Origin of the sequence: uncultured Sphingosinicella sp. (assembly GCF_963974575.1) — a bacterium.
In the GTDB taxonomy this organism is placed as follows: domain Bacteria; phylum Pseudomonadota; class Alphaproteobacteria; order Sphingomonadales; family Sphingomonadaceae; genus Sphingosinicella.
Genome location: NZ_CAXBBQ010000005.1, coordinates 227,871 through 246,135 on the forward strand (window position 1 = coordinate 227,871; position 18,265 = coordinate 246,135).

The following is an 18,265-nucleotide window of genomic DNA, read 5'->3' on the forward strand; positions in this document are numbered from 1 at the left end:
GCTCGTGCCTATATAGGAAAGACCCTTCCGGACTCAATGAATGAGTCGCGTTCAGCAAGGCAGTGAATTGAAGGCACGAATCTATCTCGACTGGAATGCGACCGCGCCGATGGCTGTTCCCGCCGCGGAGGCAATGGCGGAAGCCGCGCGCGCGTGGGCGAATCCGTCGTCCGTTCATGCCGAGGGGCGCCGCGCCAAGGCGCTTCTGGAAGACTGCCGCGAACGCATCGCCGTCGCGCTCGGAGCCTTTCCGCAGCAGACCGTGTTCACGAGCGGCGGCACCGAGGCGCTCGCGCTCGCGCTGAACGGTGCGAAGGCGAGCCGCCGCCTTGTCCTTGCGACCGAACATGCCGCCGTCCTTGCCGCCGCGCCGGATGCCGTGATCGTCCCCGTCGATGCGAACGGCCTCGCGCGGCTTCCCGCGCTTGCGGCCGGCGATCTTCTCGCCGTGAGCCACGCCAACAACGAAACCGGTGTCATCCAGCCGCTCGCGCAGATCGTCGAAACTGCTCACGCGGCCGGTGCGCGCGTTGTGTGCGACGCCGTGCAGACCGCCGGAAAACTTCCGCTCCCGCCTGCCGATTTCGTCGCCGTCTCCGCGCACAAGCTCGGCGGCCCGCCCGGCGTGGGCGCGCTCATCGTGCGCTGCGCCGATGATTTCGCTGCGATCCAGAAAGGCGGCGGGCAGGAGCGGGGGCTTCGCGGCGGCACCGAGAATCTTGTCGGCATCGCCGGTTTCGCCGCCGCGCTCGAAGCGCGCCGCGCGGACACCGACTGGCCCGCTCGTGCTGGCACCCTGCGCGATCGCATGGAGACCCGCCTCACCGCGCTCGGTGCGGAAGTCGTCGCCGCATCCGCGCCCCGCCTGCCGACGACGAGCATGATCCGCTTGGCGGGCGTCCCCGCCGCTACGCAGCTCATCCGTTTCGACATGGCGGGCATCGCCGTTTCCAGCGGCTCGGCGTGCTCCTCAGGCAAGGTAGGCGCCAGTCACGTGCTCGCCGCGATGGGGATCGGGTCTGTCGACGTGATCCGCGTCAGCCTCGGCTGGACGACGACTGAGGCCGACATCGACGCCTTCTGCGCCGTGTGGGAAACGCTCGCGGCGGCAAGGCAGGCGGCATGAACATCTACCTCGATTATCAAGCAACAACGCCCACCGATCCCGCCGTCGTTGCGGCGATGGAGCCGTTCTGGACTGCGAAGTTCGGCAACCCGCACAGCAATCATCGATACGGTTGGGAGGCCGAGGCCGCCGTCGATGTCGCCCGCGCCCACATCGCACGCCTGCTCAACGCCCATCCGGAATCCGTTGTTTTTACAAGCGGTGCCACCGAAGCGAACAACCTTGCGCTGAAGGGCGTTATGGCCCGCGCCGGGCGTCGTCGCCTCGTCACCGTCGCCACGGAGCACAGCTGCGTCCTCGAAACCGCGCGCTACCTCGAAACGCAGGGCTTTGATCTCACCGTGCTCCATGTCGGCGCGGACGGCCTCATCGATCTGGCGGCCCTTGAAGCCGCGCTCGGTCCCGACGTTGCGCTCGTCTCCGTCATGGCGGTCAACAACGAGATCGGTGTTATCCAGCCGCTCGCCGAGATCGCCGCCGCCGCGCACGCCGCCGGCGCCTTGTTCCACTGCGACGCGGCGCAGGGCTTCGGCAAGATCCCGCTGGATATGCCCGCGCTCGGCATCGACCTCATGAGCCTCTCGGCGCACAAGATCTATGGGCCCAAGGGCATCGGCGCGCTTGTCCTCCGCCCGGGCCTCGATCTCGAACCGCAGATGCACGGCGGCGGGCAGGAAGGGGATGGCCTTCGCTCCGGCACGCTCGCCGCGCCGCTCGCTGTCGGCTTCGGCAAGGCCGCCGAGATCGCCACCGCGCACATGGAGGAAGATGCTGCCCAGGCCGAAGCACTGTGGGATGCCTTTCTCGCCGCGCTCCATGTGCCCCACGTCATCAACGGCTGCACCGCGCACCGCTGGCGCGGCAACATCAACCTGCGCTTCGAAGGGCTGGATGGTGACCGCCTGATCGCGGACCTGCGCCGTCTCTCCATTTCCTCGGGCGCTGCGTGCGCCAGCGCAAAGGGGCGGCACAGCCACGTTCTCGAAGCGCTCGGGCTCAGCCGCGCGCAGGCGAAGGCGAGCCTCCGGATCGGCTGGGGCCGCTTCTCGACGGAAGACGAGGTGCGCGCTGCCGCCACTATGATCGAAGAGGCGGTGCTTATGCAGCGGAGGACAGCGGCGTGACGTTGGTGCGGTTCATATCGGCGGATGGCGCCAAGATCGTCGAGGTGGAAGCGAAGCCGGGCGAGCGTCTGCTGGAAATCGCACAGCTGAATGATCAGCCCTTGGAGGGCGTCTGCGAAGGGCAGATGGCCTGCTCTACCTGCCACGTCATCGTCGCGGAGCGGCACGCGGCGCTGCTGCCGCGCCCGAGCGTCGAGGAGGAGGACATGCTGGATTTCGCCTATGGCGTCACGCGCAACTCTCGGCTCGCCTGCCAGCTTTACACGGCCGAAGGTCTGTCGGAGCTTGAGGTGCGGATGCCCGCTGGGGCGGTGAACATGCAAAGTCGCTAGATTCTGTCTTTCTTTTGAAGTTTGGAAAGGGTCGAAGAAGATCTCTGCCAATCAATGGAAGGTTTTGGGTTGAATCTGCTCATAATGGGAGGTTTGGCGCCCGTATCGGCCAAAAATGCAGCTTTGAGGTGTTGTAACAATCTTGCGCGGAAAAGGATAAGGCAGTATAACTGACCTATTGAGGGAGAATCGATACATGGCCACCAAGCCCGCCATCACGCTCAGCGATAAGTATTTGCTCGAAGACGGGCGGGTGTTCATGAGCGGCGTGCAGTCGCTGGTCCGTCTCCCGCTCATCCAGAAGGCGCGCGACCGCGCCGCCGGCATCAACACTGCCGGTTTTATCTCGGGCTACCGCGGCTCCCCGCTTGGCACCTACGATCAGGAGCTCTGGCGGGCCAAGAAGCTCCTCGAAGCGCAGGACGTTCGTTTCATTCCGGGCGTCAATGAAGAGCTTGGCGCCACCGCCGTCTGGGGCACGCAGCACGTCGGCCTCAATCCGCACCGCAAGTTCGATGGCGTGTTCGGCATCTGGTATGGCAAAGGCCCGGGCCTCGATCGCGCGATGGACGTGCTGAAGCACGCGAACGCCGCAGGCACCTCGCAGCACGGCGGCGTTCTCGCCATCGTCGGCGACGATCACGGCGCCAAGTCCTCCACGCTGCCGCACCAGTCGGACCACAACTTTCTCGCCGCGTTTGTGCCGTTCCTCTACCCGGCGAGCGTCGATGAATATGTCGAATACGGCCTGCTCGGCATCGCCATGTCGCGCTTCGCCAGCACCTGGGTCGGCTTCAAGGCGACCGCCGACACCGTCGAAACCTCGGCGACGATCGACCTTGCCAAGGAACACCGCCGCATCATCCTGCCGGGCGACTTCGAAATGCCCGAAGGTGGGCTTGGTATCCGCGAAGGCGATATCTGGCGCGAGGAAGACACGCGCCTGCAGCGCTACAAGGGCTTCGCGGCGATGGCCTTCGCCAAGGCCAACGGCATCGACCGCACGGTGTGGGATACGCCGCGCCCCCGTTTCGGCATCATCACCACCGGCAAGGCCTATGCAGATACGATGGAGGCGCTCGACGCGCTCGGCATCGACGCTTCGGTCGCGCGCGACATCGGGCTTCGCATCTACAAGGTCGGTATGCCCTGGCCGCTGGAGCCGGACGGCATCCGCCAGTTCTGCGAAGGCCTCGAGGAAATCCTCATCATTGAGGAAAAGCGCGAGTTCATCGAACACCAGGTCCGCTGGCAGCTCTACAACTGGCGCGAGGACGTGCGCCCGCGCATCGTCGGCAAGCAGGACGAGAGCGGCGAATGGCTGCTCAGCCCCGATAACGAACTGACCCCCGGCATGATCGCGCACGTGATCGCCAGCCGCATCCAGAAATATCACGATACGGACCGCATCCGCGCCAGCCTCGCCTTCTTCGAAGAGCGTGCGAAAACGTCGGAAAGCTATACGCCACCCACCAAGCGCGCGCCCTATTTCTGCTCGGGCTGCCCGCACAACACGTCGACGAAGGTGCCCGAAGGCAGCCGCGCGATGGCGGGCATCGGCTGCCACATCATGTCGATGTGGATGGATCGCGACACCGGCAACTTCACGCAGATGGGCGGGGAGGGCGTGCCGTGGATCGGCGAGGCGCCGTTCGTCGACGAGCCGCACATCTTCGCGAACCTCGGTGACGGCACCTATTTCCATTCCGGTAGCCTCGCCGTGCGCCAGTCGATCGCGGCGGGCGTCAACATCACCTACAAGATCCTCTACAACGACGCCGTCGCCATGACTGGCGGTCAGCAGCACGACGGCGAGATATCGGTCGGCCAGATCGCCGCGCAGATGCTTGCCGAAGGCGCGAAGAAGGTCGTCGTCCTCACCGAGGACATGTCGCGCTACGAGGGCGAGACCGTCTCGGGCGTGCCGGTGAAGGACCGCGACTATCTGCCCGCGATCCAAAACGAATTCCGCGAAACCAAGGGCACCACGGTCATCATCTACGACCAGACCTGCGCTGCGGAAAAGCGCCGCCGCCGCAAGAAGGGCAAGTTCCCGGATCCCGATCGCCGCGTGTTCATCAACACTGCCGTCTGCGAAGGCTGCGGCGACTGCTCGGTGCAGTCGAACTGCGTGTCGGTGGAGCCGGTCGAGACCGAATTCGGCCGCAAGCGCCGTATCAACCAGTCGAGCTGCAACAAGGATTTCTCCTGCCTCAAGGGGTTCTGCCCCAGCTTCGTCACCGTTGAAGGCGCGCAGATCAAAAAGGCGAAGTCGGCGGATGTCGATCTGTCGGACGTGCCGCAGCCTGTGCTGAACGCGCCCGGCCACGGCTACAACATTTTCGTCACCGGCATCGGTGGCACCGGCGTGCTCACCATCTCAGCGCTGCTCGGCATGGCCGCGCACCTCGAAGGCAAGGCGTCGACGACCGCCGACATGGCGGGCCTCGCGCAGAAGGGCGGGGCTGTCTACAGCCACGTCCGCCTCGCGGACCGCAACGATCAGCTGCTCAGCCCGCGCATCATCGCCGGCTCGGCGGATCTCGTGCTCGCTTTCGATGCGGTGGTTGCGGTGGACAAGGCCGCGCAGAACCTGATGCTGCCGAACCGCACGGCGGTGGTCGCGAACGCCAACATCTCGCCGGTCAGCGATTTCGTGCGCGACCGCGATCTCAACTTCCAGCACGCCGCCATCGAGCGGGCGATCCGCAAAGCCGCGAACCCGAACGCCACGACCTTCGTGAACGCGGACGAGATCGCGACCGCGCTGCTCGGCGATGCCATCGGCACCAACATGCTGATGCTCGGCTATGCGTGGCAGCAGGGGCTTGTACCGCTGGCGCTGGCGAGCATCGATGCGGCGATCGATCTCAACGGCGTCGCCATTCCGTTCAACAAGCGCGCCTTCGCGCTCGGGCGGATGCTCGCGCACCGGCCGGACAAGGTGATGGCGATGGTGGAGGAGGCGAAGGGCCCAGCGCATGAGCCGCTTTCCGAAACGCTGGACGATCTCATCGCCCGCCGCGTGAAGGACCTCACGGCGTACCAGGATGCGGCTTATGGCGAGCGCTATGCGCAGCGGATCGCTGCCGTGCGTGCGGCCGAAAAGGCGACAAACCCCGATTCGGAGTGCCTGACGCAGGCGGCGGCGCGGTCGCTCTACAAGCTGATGGCCTACAAGGACGAGTACGAGGTCGGACGCCTCTACACGGATGGGCGCTTCGCGGCTGCGATCGGTCAGCAGTTCGGCGGCGACTACAAAATGAAGGTGCAGCTTTCCCCGCCGCTGTTCGCGCGTCCCGATCCGCGCACTGGACGCCCGAAGAAGTACGAATTCGGAGCGTGGATCATGCCGGTGTTCAAGCTGCTGGCGAAGCTCAAGGGCCTGCGCGGCACGCCGCTCGACATCTTCGGCTATTCGCAGGAGCGCAAGGATGAGCGCGCGGCCATTTCCGCGTTCGAGGGTGATCTCGATCGTTTGATCGCCGGGCTCCGCGCCGACAACGTCGCGCTTGCCACGTCGATCGCGTCATTGCCGCTCGATGTGCGCGGCTACGGGCCGGTCAAGGAAGAGGCGGTGAAGAAGGTCGCCGCCCGCGCTGCGGCGCTCTGGGCGAAGTGGCCGGGCGAGGCGCTTCGGCAGGCGGCATGAAAAAAAGCCCGGTGCGCCTTTGCTCACCGGGCTTTTTCTTGAGTGAGACCGCGTTTTACTGGTCGGCGGCGTCGCGAACGGCGTCGGCCTTGTCTTCCATGGCGTCGGCTTTCGCTTCGCCCGTTTCGCGGACGGCTTCAGCCTTATTTTCCATCGTCTGTTCGGTGGCCGAATCGACCCCGTCCAGCGTCGGATCCATGGTGTCGGCAGTGTCTTCCATCTGATCCGCCTGCGCATCCGCGCTGTCGCGCATCGCGTCGGCCTGATCTTCGATGGCGTCTGCGCGGTCTTCCGCCTTCTCCTCAGTCGGGCTGTTGCACGCGGCAAGTCCGCTGAACGCTGTCAGTGCCGCAGCCGCGGTGGCGATTCGAAAAACCCTGGATTGCATAGCGATCTCCTTATCCTCGGTCCCCCAATAACACCGCGCTGCCCCGTTGGTTCCGAAAGTCGCGATTGCGGTTGCCGCCCCGCTTGGTTAAGGAGCGCATCGACTATGCAGAACGAGAACAAAATTCGAACGCTGTGGCTGATCGGCTGCGGTAACATGGGCAGCGCGCTGCTGGCGCGCTGGATCGATGCGGCCGAAACCATCGTGGTCGTCGATCCGGGTTCGCCGCAGTTGCCGAAAGGGGTGGAGCATCTTCCTGCCCTGCCTGCGGGTGTGCTTCCGCGTCCTGACGTCGTCGTGCTCGCCGTGAAGCCGCAGGTAGCGCCGATGGCGCTCGCCGGGCTCCCGGCGCTTGTCGGGCCGGAAACGGTCGTTGTCTCGATCATGGCGGGCACCATGCTTGCCGATCTCGCGGCCTTTGCGGGCGAAGCGTTGCCCGTTCGCGCCATGCCGAACACGCCCGCCGCCGTTGGCAAGGGTGTCACCGCGCTCTATGCAAATGGCATCTCCGACGACGCGCGTGTTTCGGTTGAAGCACTCTTCGAACGCGCTGGACCAACCGTCTGGCTCGAATCGGAAAATCAGTTCGACGCTGTGACTGCCGTCTCCGGATCCGGTCCGGCCTACGTCTTCCGCTTTATCGAGGCGCTTGCCGCCGCCGGCGAGGCCGCTGGTTTGCCGTCCGAGCTTGCCGAGAAGCTTGCCCGCGCCACGGTTGTCGGCGCCGCGGCTCTCGCAGAAACCGATCCGCGCAGTCCCCGCGATCTCCGCGCTGCGGTCACTTCGCCTGGCGGCACGACGCAAGCCGGCCTTGAAGCGCTCGATGCGGATCCCGGCCTTCCGGCGCTGGTCCGCGCCGCCGTTCGTGCCGCAGCCGCTCGCTCGAAGGAACTCGCCGAAGGGCGTTAATCGCCCTGCTGGAGGTCGCCCACTGCTTCACGCAGATCGGGCGGAAGCAGCCCGCGTAGCACCGACCAGAAGCCGCCCACCGCCTGCTGCCCGGCCTCGGCGTAGGCCTCGGCCATGCGTCTGCGCAAAAGATCGAAAAGTTCATGTTCGAATGTCTTGCCTGCCTCGGTCAGGAACAGCCGGCGCTGCCTCCGGTCCCGCTCGCCGACCTTTTGCTCGACAAGGCCACCCTCCTGGAGGTCGGTCAGTACCCGCCCAAGCGATTGCTTGGTGATGTCGAGCAGTCGCAAGAGCTCCGAGACAGTCAGCCCCGGCTGGCGCGCCACGAAATACAGCGCGCGGTGATGCGCACGGCCATAGGGCGTGCCGGCGAGCTTGTCGTCTGCCCGCTTGATCAGGCTGGAATAGCCGAAATACAGGAGCTCGATGCCGCGGCGAACCTCGGCCTCACGAAGGAATAGCGGTGACGGCGGCAAGAAAGAGTCAGCCATATTGACGCATCTTGCATGGATCACGTCTCGGGAGAAGGTGTGAAAGGTCGGTGCGCACCTTTCATGGTCTTGACGCACGCAATCGTGGATGTGTGAACTGAGTCACACCTCAGCCCTTAAACTGAACTCCCCACCGGAATGATTGTTTAACGGCTTGATTTTGTATTACTTGCGCTTTAGTTGCGCTCGCGGTTGGGGAGTGCAAATTGATAAAGAGAGGCTGGGACATTGTCCCGTCCCCAAGCACAGGCATGTAGTATGAAATTGCGAGTTCAGGCTCTGACGGCGCTCTGTATTTCTGCCGTGTTCATTGTTACGCCCTCTCCCGTCTCACAGGGGCAGGCGAGCAGTGTTCATCAGCGCTATCATGCTGACAAGGGGCTCTATGCGCAGGATCGCGACGAGGCGGATCTTGAGCGCATTGATGACGAGACGCTGAAGGCCGTTGAAGCCCTTCTTTCGAATTGAGTCCGAACCGCGCGGTCACCTGTCTCGATATGGGACCGCGGCGAGTTGACGGGCATTTCTCGCCTATCTATCAGGCATGACAACCACTGTGATCGGGAGAGGGCGGGGCATGGCAATCGTGCGCGCGGCGTCGAGTGCAATACATGCTTTGGCGGTGGGAGCGGCGCGGCGATCACTGCTGCTTGCCCTGATGTTCGGTCTGGCCTTTCCGGCTGCGGCGCAGGTCGATCCGCGCGTCATCGAGCAATTGCAGGGGCGGCTACAGGGCACGCAGGATGCGGGTGCACAGCTCGATCAGGCACGCGAACAGAGCAGGCGCGTCACGCTGCCGTCGAACACGGACCTGACCAGCGAAGAGCGCGAACTCCGCCGCCAGCAATCACGGATTCAGTTGAATTCCCTCTATCTGCCGTCACCGGTCGAACAGCAGTATCGGGAACGGCTTGGCGATCCGTCGCTTCGGCAATTTGGCTATGATCTGTTCCGCGTTTCCGAAGGGGGCGCCGGTTCGGTAACGGGCGAGGTCTCCGATGGTTACGTGCTGGGACCGGGCGATGAACTGGTGGTCACGTTTCAGGGTGCCACCAACGCGAGTGAAAGCGCGCGGGTGGCCCGTGATGGCCGGCTGATCGTCGGCAGCCTGCCGCCCATCCGCGCTGCGGGCCGGACACTGGGCTCGGTGCGCACGTCGCTTTCCCAAGCAACGCGTCAGAACCTGCTCGGGACCGACGTGTTCGTTTCGCTGGGCGGCGTGCGTTCGGCGACGGTGCTCGTTGGCGGCGAGGTCGAGAGGCCAGGCCAATATCAGGTTACGGCACTGTCCGATGTCGCGAATGCGATTGCGCTTGCAGGCGGCATCCGCAAGGCGGGTAGTCTTCGGAACATCCGTCTCGTCCGGGGCGGGGTGACACGCACGGTCGATCTCTACGGACTTCTCGGTATCGGAACGGCATCGCGCATCCGCGTGCAGGATGGTGACCGCATCGTGGTGCCCGTCGTCGGCGATACGGTGGCCGTCGCCGGTGCCGTTGCGCGGCCCGGAATTTACGAGCTTCACGGCTCGGCGAGCGTCAGCGAGGTCATCGCTTACGCCGGCGGCGCGCTTTACCCCCGCGGATACCAGATTTCGATCAGCCGCATCGGAGACGACGGGCGCGAGATTTTCGTCCGTCCGCAGGGAACTGCCGCCGCCATCTGGTCGGGGGACGGCGTGCAGGTGCTTTCGGGTAGCGCAGGCACGGCTTTTGACCGGGTCATGCTTGCCGGCCATGTCCGCAACCCCGGCCCGCGGGCGCTCGCCGCCGTCCCGACGCTTGCCGAACTGATTGGCGGGCCCGAGGATTTACAGCTTGGCACCTATATGCCGATGGCCATCATCATCCGGCGCAATCCGCTCACCGGTATGCGCAGCTACGAGGCGGCAGACCTGCGCAGCGCGCTTGATCGCAGTCGCCCCGTGGCGCTTCGCGGCGATGATCGTGTGTATGTGTTCAGCGCCGACGACATCGCCTTCCTGAATTCGAGCGCGACACGCCAGATTATTCTGGGACAGGAAAATCCGAAGCCGCAATGCTACGCGCTTGAAAAGCTCCAAAGTCTCGTTGCGGATACGCAATCACCGCGTTTCAACGTGATTACGCGCGGCACGATCACAGTTGAACGTGAGGGGCGAGACGTTGCGGCAAGCGCAGGACGCGCGCTTACTGGCGCTGGTACGAGCGGGTCTAGTGAATCGCTGGAGGTGGTTCGTTCACGGCCTCTGCAGGACGTCGACAGAATGGACCGTGCGGCCCGCTCGCGGGACGAGAGCGATCGAGACCAGCAATACGACCGGAACGAGATTGAAGAATCGGATTCCGAAAAACTCGCCCGCAAGAATCGCGAGTGCCCTGCCGTCTTCGAGGATGTTCCGGAACTCCTTCCCGTCCTGATCGAGCACAGCGTCAGCGTTGGCGGCGCCGTTCGCCGACCGGGCGCCTATCCCGTGGCAGGCTCGATCTCTGCCGATGCCCTTGTCTCCGCGTCTGATGGCGTGATGGCGAACATGCGCGACCCCATGCTGGATATCACGCCGGCGAGCGGGCCGTTTACGCGCTATGAAATGGTGGCGGGGCAAGAGGACCGGCTTGCCAACGTTCTCGTGAGCGCCGGTGACGACATTCGCATCACGGCGAACAATGCGGCCTATGAAGCGGGCGCGGTGCTGCTGACGGGCGAGTTCAACAGCCCCGGCCTCTATACGATCCGCAAGGGTGAGCGGCTTTCCGAGCTCATCGCCCGTGCCGGCGGTCTCACCGATCAGGCGTATCCCTATGGCGGAGTCTTCACGCGCAGGAGTGTTCGGGAGCAGCAGCAGGACGGCTTCCAGCGCACCGCGCGCGAACTCAACACCTCGCTGCTTGCGCTGGCCGCACAGGAAAATGTGAACGGGCAATCGATTATCGCTGCGGGGGATCTGATCAAGACCTTGTCAGAGACGGAAGCCGTCGGGCGCATGGTGGTCGAGGCCGATCCGCGTGTGCTTGCCCAGCGTCCGGACCTTGATCCCATACTCGATGGCGGCGACACGCTGCATATCCCCAAGAAGCCGACCTACGTCCTCGCGCTTGGCGATGTCTCTAACCCGGGCGCCGTCCAGTTCCAGCCGGGCAAGTCGGTTTCGGAGTATGTCTCGGAGGTCGGCGGAACGCAGTCGACCGCCGATGATGGCCGTGTGTTCCTGGTTCTGCCCAATGGCAGCGCGCAGCCGGTCCGGTCCAGCTTCTGGCGGCGGTCCAACGTCGTTGTGCCGCCCGGCAGCACGATTATTGTCCCGAAAAACCTGCAGCCGCTGAGGACTCTCGGCATCGTTCGCGATGTTGCAACCATTTTCGGGCAATTGGCGACGGCCGTCGCTTCCGTCGCGATTCTGGCGGACCGGAACAACTAGTCGCAGCGGGCGCGTTGCCCGCCGCCGAACCTGTGGGAAAGAATGCATGAGCCTTGATGCTGCAACGAAGGTGGTCGTCGTCGGCCTAGGCTATGTCGGCTTGCCGCTCGCGGTGGCGCTGGCGCGCCATTTCGACACGACGGGCGTCGATATCAACGCCGCCCGCATCGCCGCGCTGAAAGACGGGCATGATGCGACACGCGAGATCGACAGCGACACGCTGAAGGCAAGCAGCCTCAAATATGCGTCCGACATGGCTTCCTGCGCGGACGCAGCCTTCATCATCGTGACGGTGCCGACGCCGGTCGACGGCGCCAACCAGCCCGATCTCGGCCCCGTCGAGGGCGCAACGCGCGCGCTCGCGGCGGCGATCACCGCGAGCTCGAAGCCCGTGGTTGTCTATGAAAGCACGGTCTATCCCGGCGTCACTGAAGAGATCTGCGGCCCGCTTATCGAGAAGGTGTCCGGCCTCAAGCAGGGCACGGACTTCTTCCTCGGCTACTCGCCGGAACGCATCAACCCGGGCGACCGCGAGCACACGGTCGACAAGATCATCAAGGTGGTCTCTGGCGAAAGCCCCGACGTTCTCGACAAGGTGGCGGCGCTTTATAACAATGTCACGACCGGCGGCGTGTTCCGGGCGGCTTCGATCAAGGCGGCCGAGGCGGCAAAGGTCATCGAAAACGCCCAGCGCGACATCAACATCGCATTCGTGAACGAGATCACGCAAATTTTCCAAAAGATCGATCTTTCGGTCTACGACGTGCTCGATGCCGCCGGCACCAAGTGGAATTTCCTGCCGTTCCGTCCGGGCCTTGTCGGCGGTCACTGCATCGGCGTCGACCCCTACTACCTCAGCTACAAGGCGCAGCAGCTTGGCCACTTGCCGCGCGTGATCCTCGCCGGACGTTCGATCAACGACAGCATGGGCGCTTATGTCGCCGACCGTGTGCACGACCGTCTGCGCAAGGCCGGTGATGTTCTCGTGATGGGCCTCACCTTCAAGGAAGACGTGCCCGATCTCCGCAATTCCAAGGTAGTCGATGTCATCGAGCGCCTGAAATGGCTCGGCCACAACGTCACCGTACACGATCCGCTCGCAGACCCGGAAGAAGCCGTGCACGAGTACCACCTCACGCTGGATGCCGATGCGCTGTCGCGTCGCTACAATGCGGTGGTTCTTGCGGTTCCGCACGCCGAGTATCTGGCGATGGGCCCGGCGGCGATCGGCGATCTTGTGAAGGACGGCGGCCTGGTCGCAGACATCAAGGGCGCGCTGCGCGACAAGGCTTTGCCTGCTGGGATCGGCCGCTGGCAGCTATAGGCGGCCACTCAATCGATACCACGCGAGGCCCGCGTACTCGTGGAGAGCAAGGTCCGCGCGCTCGATATTTTCGTTGAACGCGGGCGAGAATTGACGGTCGCTTGTCTGCCGGTCCACGGCGTAGGCGATAGCATCGACGCCCACGGCTTTCATGCACGCCATCGCGCGCGGCATATGGAAGCCTGACGTGACGAGCAGTACGCGCTTGCCCGGAAGGGAGGCGGCAATCCCGCGCGCATTGGCGCAGGTATCGAGCGTTCCGGTGATCTTGGCGATGCGGCCCTGCGGTAGACCCGCCCGGCGCCAGTAGTCGGCCGTCCAGTCGACATCGCGGCTGCCATCTTGGGTGACGCCGCCGACGATCCAGATTTTCGCCTGAGGATAGGCCTGCGCGAGCGCGAGCGCTTCGCTCACCCTTTCGCCGTGCGAGTCGAATTCCAGTGAACCTGACAGCGCCGAGGCGCGCAGCCTTTCCGCGCCGGCGAGCACCACGACGGCATCGATCCGGTCGGACAGGGCGGCCGGGCGCGGATAGGCAGCCTCCAGCCGGTTCATCAGCCAGTTCCCCGTCGGCAGGATGGCGAACAGGATGGTCCAGAGCGCCAGAAGCGCGCTGGCGGCGCGCGCGGACCGCAGCGCGCCGCAAAGCAGGAAGATCGCGGTGAGCAGTGTCAACCAGACAAACCAGGCTGCGGGGCCGAAAAGCGCCCAGAGCAGGTAGTTCAGCGACACGCCCGTCAGACGCCGTGATACGTGCGGAACCAGTCGACGAAGCGGGGTATGCCCTCCTCGATCGACGTGGTCGGATGGAAGCCGAGATCGCGCTCGATCGCGGAAATATCGGCGAACGTGTCCTTCACGTCGCCCGGCTGCATCGGCTCGAATTGCTTGATCGCAGTCTTGCCCACTGCCTTTTCGAGCACAGCGATCATGTGCATCAGTTCTTCGGAGCGGTGGTTGCCGATGTTGTAGATACGGTGCGGGGTCACCGATCCGCCGGCTTTCACACTGCCATCGTCGGGCGGCGGGTTGTCGAGGCAGGCGACGATGCCCGAGACGATGTCGTCGACGTACGTGAAATCGCGGCGCATGTCGCCGCCGTTGAACACCTTGATCGGCTCGCCCTTCAGGATGGCGTCGGTGAACAGCCACATCGCCATGTCCGGCCGGCCCCACGGTCCGTAGACGGTGAAGAACCGGAGGCCTGTCTGCGGCAGGCGGTAAAGGTGGCTGTAGGTCTCGCTCATCAGTTCGTCAGCCTTTTTCGTCGCGGCATAGAGCGAGATCGGTTGGTCGACGCGGTCCTCCACAGAGAACGGCAGCTTCTCGTTCTTGCCGTAAACTGACGACGACGAGGCATAGACGAGGTGCTCGACACTGTCCGAATGCCGCGCATACTCCATCAGGTTGAGGTGCCCGACGAGGTTGGAGTGCACATAGGCGTGCGGGTTCGTCAGCGAGTATCGGACGCCCGCCTGCGCGCCGAGATGGGCGATCCGCTCGACCCGGTGCGACGCAAGCTCGGTTTTCAGCCCGTCGAAGTCCGCGAAGTCCTGCTCAATGAAGGTAAAGCCGTTGTGACGCCTTTTCAGATCTGCGATACGATCGCGCTTCAGCTTCGGACTGTAGTAGTCGTTAACGTTGTCGATTCCGATGACCCGCTCACCGCGTGAAAGTAGCCGTTCAGAAAGGTGGTAGCCGATGAAACCTGCGGCTCCGGTCACGAGAAAAGTCATTGATTCATCCTGCGTAAAGCCGAGCCGTTGCACTTCGGCGCTGCACTGAGGGGAGTTAGCGTAGCGCTGGCCGGGCCGCAACGGTAAGGTCGGCCGCGCTGACGAGGAAGGGGCCAAGACATCGCGATGACTGCAATGAGCCTGAACATGCTCTGCGCTGCCATAGGTGTGGCGACCGCGCTTTTCGTGGGACAAAACGCCGGCCGCATCGGCGGCGTCCTTGGCCTTCTCGACTATCCCGATCCGTTCGGCGGCCGTAAACGTCATGCCCGCGTGACGCCGCTGGTCGGCGGCCTTGCCGTCGTGCTGGCATTCGAAGTCTCTGCGCTGCTGCTTTATCACCTCCTCGCCAAGGATTCCGCGCTGCTCGATTGGCAGGTCATGTGGCTCGGCTTCGCGGTCGGGGCGATGGCGTTTGTCGGTCTCGCCGATGATCGCATGGGCCTGTCTCCGATTGTAAGGTTGGCGCTGACTTCGTTCGTGCTGGTCCTGACGATCCTCGAAGTGCCGGACTTCCGTGTGGATTTCCTGCGCTTCGCCGGGGTCGATCAGCTCATCCTGCTGCCCGCGTGGGCGTCGGTGCTGTTCACGCTCGTCTGCCTCATCGGGCTTCTGAACGCGGTCAACATGGCGGACGGCAAGAACGGCATCGTGCTTACGCTGTCATTGATCTGGACGGCGGTGCTCTTCGCCCGCAACCCTCAACCTTTCGATCCTCTGCTGTTCGGAATCGCCGGTAGCCTCGTTGTCATGCTTTGGTTCAACATGAAGGGCGCGCTTTTTCTTGGCGATGGCGGCAGCTACGGCATTTCGGCGATTTTCGGTCTGCTTGCTATCTATGCCTACAACCACAGCTTCGCGACATTCGACGCGGGCCAGGTGGCGCTGCTGTTCCTGATCCCCGTGCTCGATACGATCCGGCTGATGGCCTGGCGGATCGCGCAGGGCCGCAGTCCGTTTTCGGGGGATCGCGACCACCTCCATCACTATCTGCATGCGCGCTGGGGCTGGCCGATGGGTCTTGGCATCTATGCTGCGCTGGTGGCGCTGCCGAATTTCCTCGGCGTCATGTTCCCGGCCTACAGCCTCGCGCTGCTCGGCCTCGGCACCGTCATGTACGTGGCGACGCTCATCGCTGCGACACGCGGCGGCACGGTTCGTCGGGGCGTTAGAGCCTGAGACAAAGCCGTGGGCGGCCTCTTCCCAAAGTCGAAGCAGCGGCTATAAGGGCCGCCGCAAACACGGCATTCGCCGTTTCGAGCATCGCATTGGGGCGTAGCCAAGCGGTAAGGCAGCGGTTTTTGGTACCGCCATGCGGAGGTTCGAATCCTCCCGCCCCAGCCAAGCGTTTTCAGCACTTTCGCTAAAGCCATCCAAGCGATTCCGCGGAAGGTCTTGCGGCGTGGATGAATGGGTTTGGGCGGCAAGGGTCTTGCGCTCTGCCCACATTCCATCACCTCTCTCCTCCACCTATCCGTCCGGATAGGCGGGAACGCGTGTCATTTGTTCCCAAAAGATAGGATGAGCCTCGCCCCGCCCTCGGGCTAGAACCAAGGTCGCCGAACAGAGGACGCAGAACAGTCCAAGCGATCGGGAGCATCGCCGGCGGATGCGGAGGGGAAGTGGGATGCGGAGCCAATCTAGCCTGAACTATACGTGCGCCTGCCTTTTGGCTGGTGTTGCGACCATCGCCACGATGCCGGCGTGGGCGCAGGAAGCAAGCAGCGAAACCGCTGCGCATAGCGGAGAAGTCGAACAGATCGTCGTCACGGCCCGCAAGCGTGAGGAGCGCGTGCAGGACGTGCCGGATTCGATCAGCGTCTTCACGGCTGCAGCGCTCGAAGCGACGCGCATCGACAATGTGAAGGATGTGGCGCTTCGCGTGCCGAACCTCTCCATCGTTGAGGCGCAGCAGCCGGGCGTCGCGCTGCTTACCATCCGCGGTGTGGGGCAGGCGCGCAACGGCGAGCCGCCGATCGCTGTCGTTGTCGATGGCGTGCAGCTCAGCAACGCCTATCAGATCACGCAGGACCTGTTCGATATCGAGCGCATCGAGGTTCTGAAGGGCCCGCAGGGCGCGGTTTACGGCCGCAACGCCATCGGCGGCGCGATCAACATCACCACCAAGCAGCCGACGAACGATTTCGAAGGCTTCATCCAGGGCAGCTACGGTACGGGGCAGGACTGGCGCCTGTCCGCTGCGATCAGTGGCCCGATCGTCCCTGACAAGCTGTTGTTCCGCCTGGCGGGATCGCTGCGCGATTTCGACGGCGACATCGAAAGCGTCAACGCACCGCGCTCGAAGGAAGCGAACTGGGCGCAGGATAAGAACATCCGCGGCAGCCTGCTGTTCACGCCGTCGGACGTTGTCACCGTCGATCTGCGTTATTCGCGGCTTGAAACAGAAGCGGGTGCGGCGTGGTACGCCTCCGTGCCGCCCGGCAGCGACATTAATGAGCCGCGACCTTTTATCGGCGATTACCCCTCGTGGGCTAAGCGTACCCTGAACGATGCCTCCGCGAAGGTGGATGTCGATCTCGGCGCTGCGATGCTCACGTCGGTCACGGCCTATTCGAAGGTCTCGTCGTTCATCGATGAGGAACTCGATCTCAGTCCGCTTGACGGCATCATCGCGCAGCAGACGCTGAAGACGCGGAATTTCAGTCAGGAACTGCGGCTCGCCTCCACGGGCAACACGCGCTTCAAGTGGCTCGCTGGCCTCTACTATCTGAAAACGCGCCAGAAGCTCGATACGGAAATTTCCCTCGGCGCGGACTTTCTGCCGCTGTTCGGCCTGCCGCCGGAGCTTGCGCCGCTCCTGTTCGCGCAGAGCCGTTCGACCGATAACAACAAGGCGTATGCGGCGTTCGGGCAGGTCTCCTATCGGTTCGATATGGGTCTCGAGTTGACCGGGGCTCTGCGCTACGACGTAGACGACCGGCACCAGGTCGATCGCGTCGCGCCGGGGCTGCCCGAATATGATCGGACATTCAAATCCCTGCAGCCGAAGGTTTCGGCGACATGGTTCTGGAACGACGATTCGATGGTCTACGCGACCATCGCCAAGGGCTTCCGCAGCGGCGGCTTCAATCCGCTCGATATCATCACGCGCTCCTACGACAAGGAAGAGAACTGGAACTACGAGGTTGGGCTGAAGGCGAGCGCGCTCGATCGCAGGCTGACCCTCACCAGCGCCGTTTTCTACACGCGCATCAAGGATCGTCAGGTCTACACGCTCGACGTCAACAACTCGGCGCAGACGCTCACGAACCCGATCCCGAAGTCGGAAGTCTACGGCTTCGAGGCGGAGGTGATAGCGCGTCCGGTGCCCGGCTTCGATCTGTCAGCCTCGATCGGCTACACGGATTCGAAGATCATCAGCTACGACACGTCGGTCTTCGCGGGTCTTCCCTCGGCGGGTGATTACACCGGCAACAAGCTGCCGCAGATGGCGAAGCTCTCTTATGCCTTCGGCGCGCAGTACGAGCACGAGTTCGGCGACGACATGTCGATCACCCCGCGCGTGGAGCTGAACGGCTCCAGCGGCGCTTATTACTGGGAAGTCGACAACACCGACAAGCGCAGCGGCGTCAGTCTCGTGAACGCGCGTCTCACGCTGCGCAAGGGCGGCCTGTCGCTCGCGGGCTTCGTCGAGAACCTTTTCGACGAGGACTATATCATCGAGTTCGTGCCCGTCGAATGGAGCGGCGCGAGCGCGGGCGATCTGTCGGCGGCGGCGCCGGGGCGGCGCTGGGGCGTGCAGGCGAAGCTGCGCTTTTAGGGGAG

The 18,265-nt window shown here is 64.0% G+C and carries 14 protein-coding genes and 1 tRNA gene; 11 read left to right on the forward strand and 4 right to left on the reverse strand.

Annotation, left to right across the window (positions count from 1 at the left end):
* Window positions 1-67 precede the first annotated feature (67 nt).
* The 4 genes from AAC014_RS11325 (at window position 68) to AAC014_RS11340 (ending at window position 6,234) form a co-directional block, all read left to right on the forward strand.
* Entirely contained in the window at window positions 68-1,126 is a 1,059-nt protein-coding gene (locus AAC014_RS11325; protein WP_339708505.1) for an aminotransferase class V-fold PLP-dependent enzyme, read from the forward strand.
* Window positions 1,123-2,250 (forward strand): cysteine desulfurase family protein, encoded by a 1,128-nt coding sequence (locus AAC014_RS11330; RefSeq protein ID WP_339708507.1) that lies wholly within the window; start codon window positions 1,123-1,125, stop codon window positions 2,248-2,250. Before AAC014_RS11325 ends, AAC014_RS11330 begins: the two co-directional genes overlap by 4 nt.
* A complete protein-coding gene (locus AAC014_RS11335) occupies window positions 2,247-2,582 on the forward strand; it encodes a 2Fe-2S iron-sulfur cluster-binding protein (RefSeq protein ID WP_339708509.1) in 336 nt (111 codons plus the stop codon). Before AAC014_RS11330 ends, AAC014_RS11335 begins: the two co-directional genes overlap by 4 nt.
* Window positions 2,583-2,778: 196 nt before the next feature.
* Window positions 2,779-6,234, forward strand: a complete 3,456-nt coding sequence (locus AAC014_RS11340) for an indolepyruvate ferredoxin oxidoreductase family protein (RefSeq protein WP_339708511.1) — start codon at window positions 2,779-2,781, stop codon at window positions 6,232-6,234.
* Window positions 6,235-6,289: 55 nt separating this feature from the next.
* Here AAC014_RS11340 and AAC014_RS11345 read toward each other — a convergent pair whose 3' ends face one another.
* The gene (locus AAC014_RS11345) at window positions 6,290-6,622 is read right to left on the reverse strand and encodes a hypothetical protein (protein WP_339708513.1); all 333 of its coding nucleotides are present in this window, start codon (window positions 6,620-6,622) and stop codon (window positions 6,290-6,292) included.
* Window positions 6,623-6,727: 105 nt separating this feature from the next.
* On the opposite strand from AAC014_RS11345, the gene proC reads away from it, so the two are divergent.
* Window positions 6,728-7,531, forward strand: coding sequence for a pyrroline-5-carboxylate reductase (gene proC, locus AAC014_RS11350; protein WP_339708515.1), 804 nt, complete (start codon window positions 6,728-6,730; stop codon window positions 7,529-7,531).
* Here the strand turns inward: proC and AAC014_RS11355 are convergent.
* Window positions 7,528-8,022, reverse strand: a complete 495-nt coding sequence (locus tag AAC014_RS11355) for a MarR family transcriptional regulator (protein WP_339708517.1) — start codon at window positions 8,020-8,022, stop codon at window positions 7,528-7,530. The genes proC and AAC014_RS11355 overlap by 4 nt on opposite strands.
* Before the next feature lie 258 nt (window positions 8,023-8,280).
* On the opposite strand from AAC014_RS11355, the gene AAC014_RS11360 reads away from it, so the two are divergent.
* The 3 genes from AAC014_RS11360 (at window position 8,281) to AAC014_RS11370 (ending at window position 12,743) form a co-directional block, all read left to right on the forward strand.
* Entirely contained in the window at window positions 8,281-8,490 is a 210-nt protein-coding gene (locus AAC014_RS11360) for a hypothetical protein (protein ID WP_339708519.1), read from the forward strand.
* 109 nt (window positions 8,491-8,599) lie between these two features.
* Window positions 8,600-11,419, forward strand: a complete 2,820-nt coding sequence (locus AAC014_RS11365) for an SLBB domain-containing protein (protein WP_339708521.1) — start codon at window positions 8,600-8,602, stop codon at window positions 11,417-11,419.
* A gap of 46 nt (window positions 11,420-11,465) precedes the next feature.
* Window positions 11,466-12,743, forward strand: coding sequence for a nucleotide sugar dehydrogenase (locus tag AAC014_RS11370; RefSeq protein ID WP_339708523.1), 1,278 nt, complete (start codon window positions 11,466-11,468; stop codon window positions 12,741-12,743).
* Here the strand turns inward: AAC014_RS11370 and AAC014_RS11375 are convergent.
* The gene (locus tag AAC014_RS11375) at window positions 12,738-13,475 is read right to left on the reverse strand and encodes a YdcF family protein (RefSeq protein WP_339708525.1); all 738 of its coding nucleotides are present in this window, start codon (window positions 13,473-13,475) and stop codon (window positions 12,738-12,740) included. The two genes, AAC014_RS11370 and AAC014_RS11375, sit on opposite strands and share 6 nt — an antisense overlap.
* A gap of 5 nt (window positions 13,476-13,480) precedes the next feature.
* Window positions 13,481-14,479, reverse strand: a complete 999-nt coding sequence (locus tag AAC014_RS11380) for a GDP-mannose 4,6-dehydratase (protein WP_339708527.1) — start codon at window positions 14,477-14,479, stop codon at window positions 13,481-13,483.
* Between the two features lie 126 nt (window positions 14,480-14,605).
* Here AAC014_RS11380 and AAC014_RS11385 point away from each other — a divergent pair, with 126 nt between their 5' ends.
* The 3 genes from AAC014_RS11385 (at window position 14,606) to AAC014_RS11395 (ending at window position 18,260) form a co-directional block, all read left to right on the forward strand.
* Window positions 14,606-15,658 (forward strand): MraY family glycosyltransferase, encoded by a 1,053-nt coding sequence (locus tag AAC014_RS11385; protein ID WP_339708529.1) that lies wholly within the window; start codon window positions 14,606-14,608, stop codon window positions 15,656-15,658.
* A 90-nt stretch (window positions 15,659-15,748) separates the two neighbouring features.
* Window positions 15,749-15,823, forward strand: a tRNA-Gln gene (locus AAC014_RS11390).
* A 283-nt stretch (window positions 15,824-16,106) separates the two neighbouring features.
* Window positions 16,107-18,260 carry a TonB-dependent receptor gene (locus AAC014_RS11395; RefSeq protein ID WP_339708531.1) on the forward strand — a complete coding sequence of 718 codons (2,154 nt, stop codon included), beginning with the start codon at window positions 16,107-16,109 and terminating at the stop codon, window positions 18,258-18,260.
* Window positions 18,261-18,265 lie beyond the last annotated feature (5 nt).

Excerpts from the sequence above, each read along its gene's own strand:
- AAC014_RS11345 (WP_339708513.1), bottom strand. The coding sequence starts at position 6,622 with ATGCAATCCAGGGTTTTTCGAATCGCCACCGCGGCTGCGGCACTGACA.
- AAC014_RS11380 (WP_339708527.1), bottom strand. The coding sequence starts at position 14,479 with ATGACTTTTCTCGTGACCGGAGCCGCAGGTTTCATCGGCTACCACCTT.
- proC (WP_339708515.1), top strand. The coding sequence starts at position 6,728 with ATGCAGAACGAGAACAAAATTCGAACGCTGTGGCTGATCGGCTGCGGT.
- AAC014_RS11395 (WP_339708531.1), top strand. The coding sequence starts at position 16,107 with ATGCGGAGCCAATCTAGCCTGAACTATACGTGCGCCTGCCTTTTGGCT.
- AAC014_RS11360 (WP_339708519.1), top strand. The coding sequence starts at position 8,281 with ATGAAATTGCGAGTTCAGGCTCTGACGGCGCTCTGTATTTCTGCCGTG.
- AAC014_RS11355 (WP_339708517.1), bottom strand. The coding sequence starts at position 8,022 with ATGGCTGACTCTTTCTTGCCGCCGTCACCGCTATTCCTTCGTGAGGCC.
- AAC014_RS11370 (WP_339708523.1), top strand. The coding sequence starts at position 11,466 with ATGAGCCTTGATGCTGCAACGAAGGTGGTCGTCGTCGGCCTAGGCTAT.
- AAC014_RS11385 (WP_339708529.1), top strand. The coding sequence starts at position 14,606 with ATGACTGCAATGAGCCTGAACATGCTCTGCGCTGCCATAGGTGTGGCG.
- AAC014_RS11365 (WP_339708521.1), top strand. The coding sequence starts at position 8,600 with ATGGCAATCGTGCGCGCGGCGTCGAGTGCAATACATGCTTTGGCGGTG.
- AAC014_RS11330 (WP_339708507.1), top strand. The coding sequence starts at position 1,123 with ATGAACATCTACCTCGATTATCAAGCAACAACGCCCACCGATCCCGCC.
- AAC014_RS11340 (WP_339708511.1), top strand. The coding sequence starts at position 2,779 with ATGGCCACCAAGCCCGCCATCACGCTCAGCGATAAGTATTTGCTCGAA.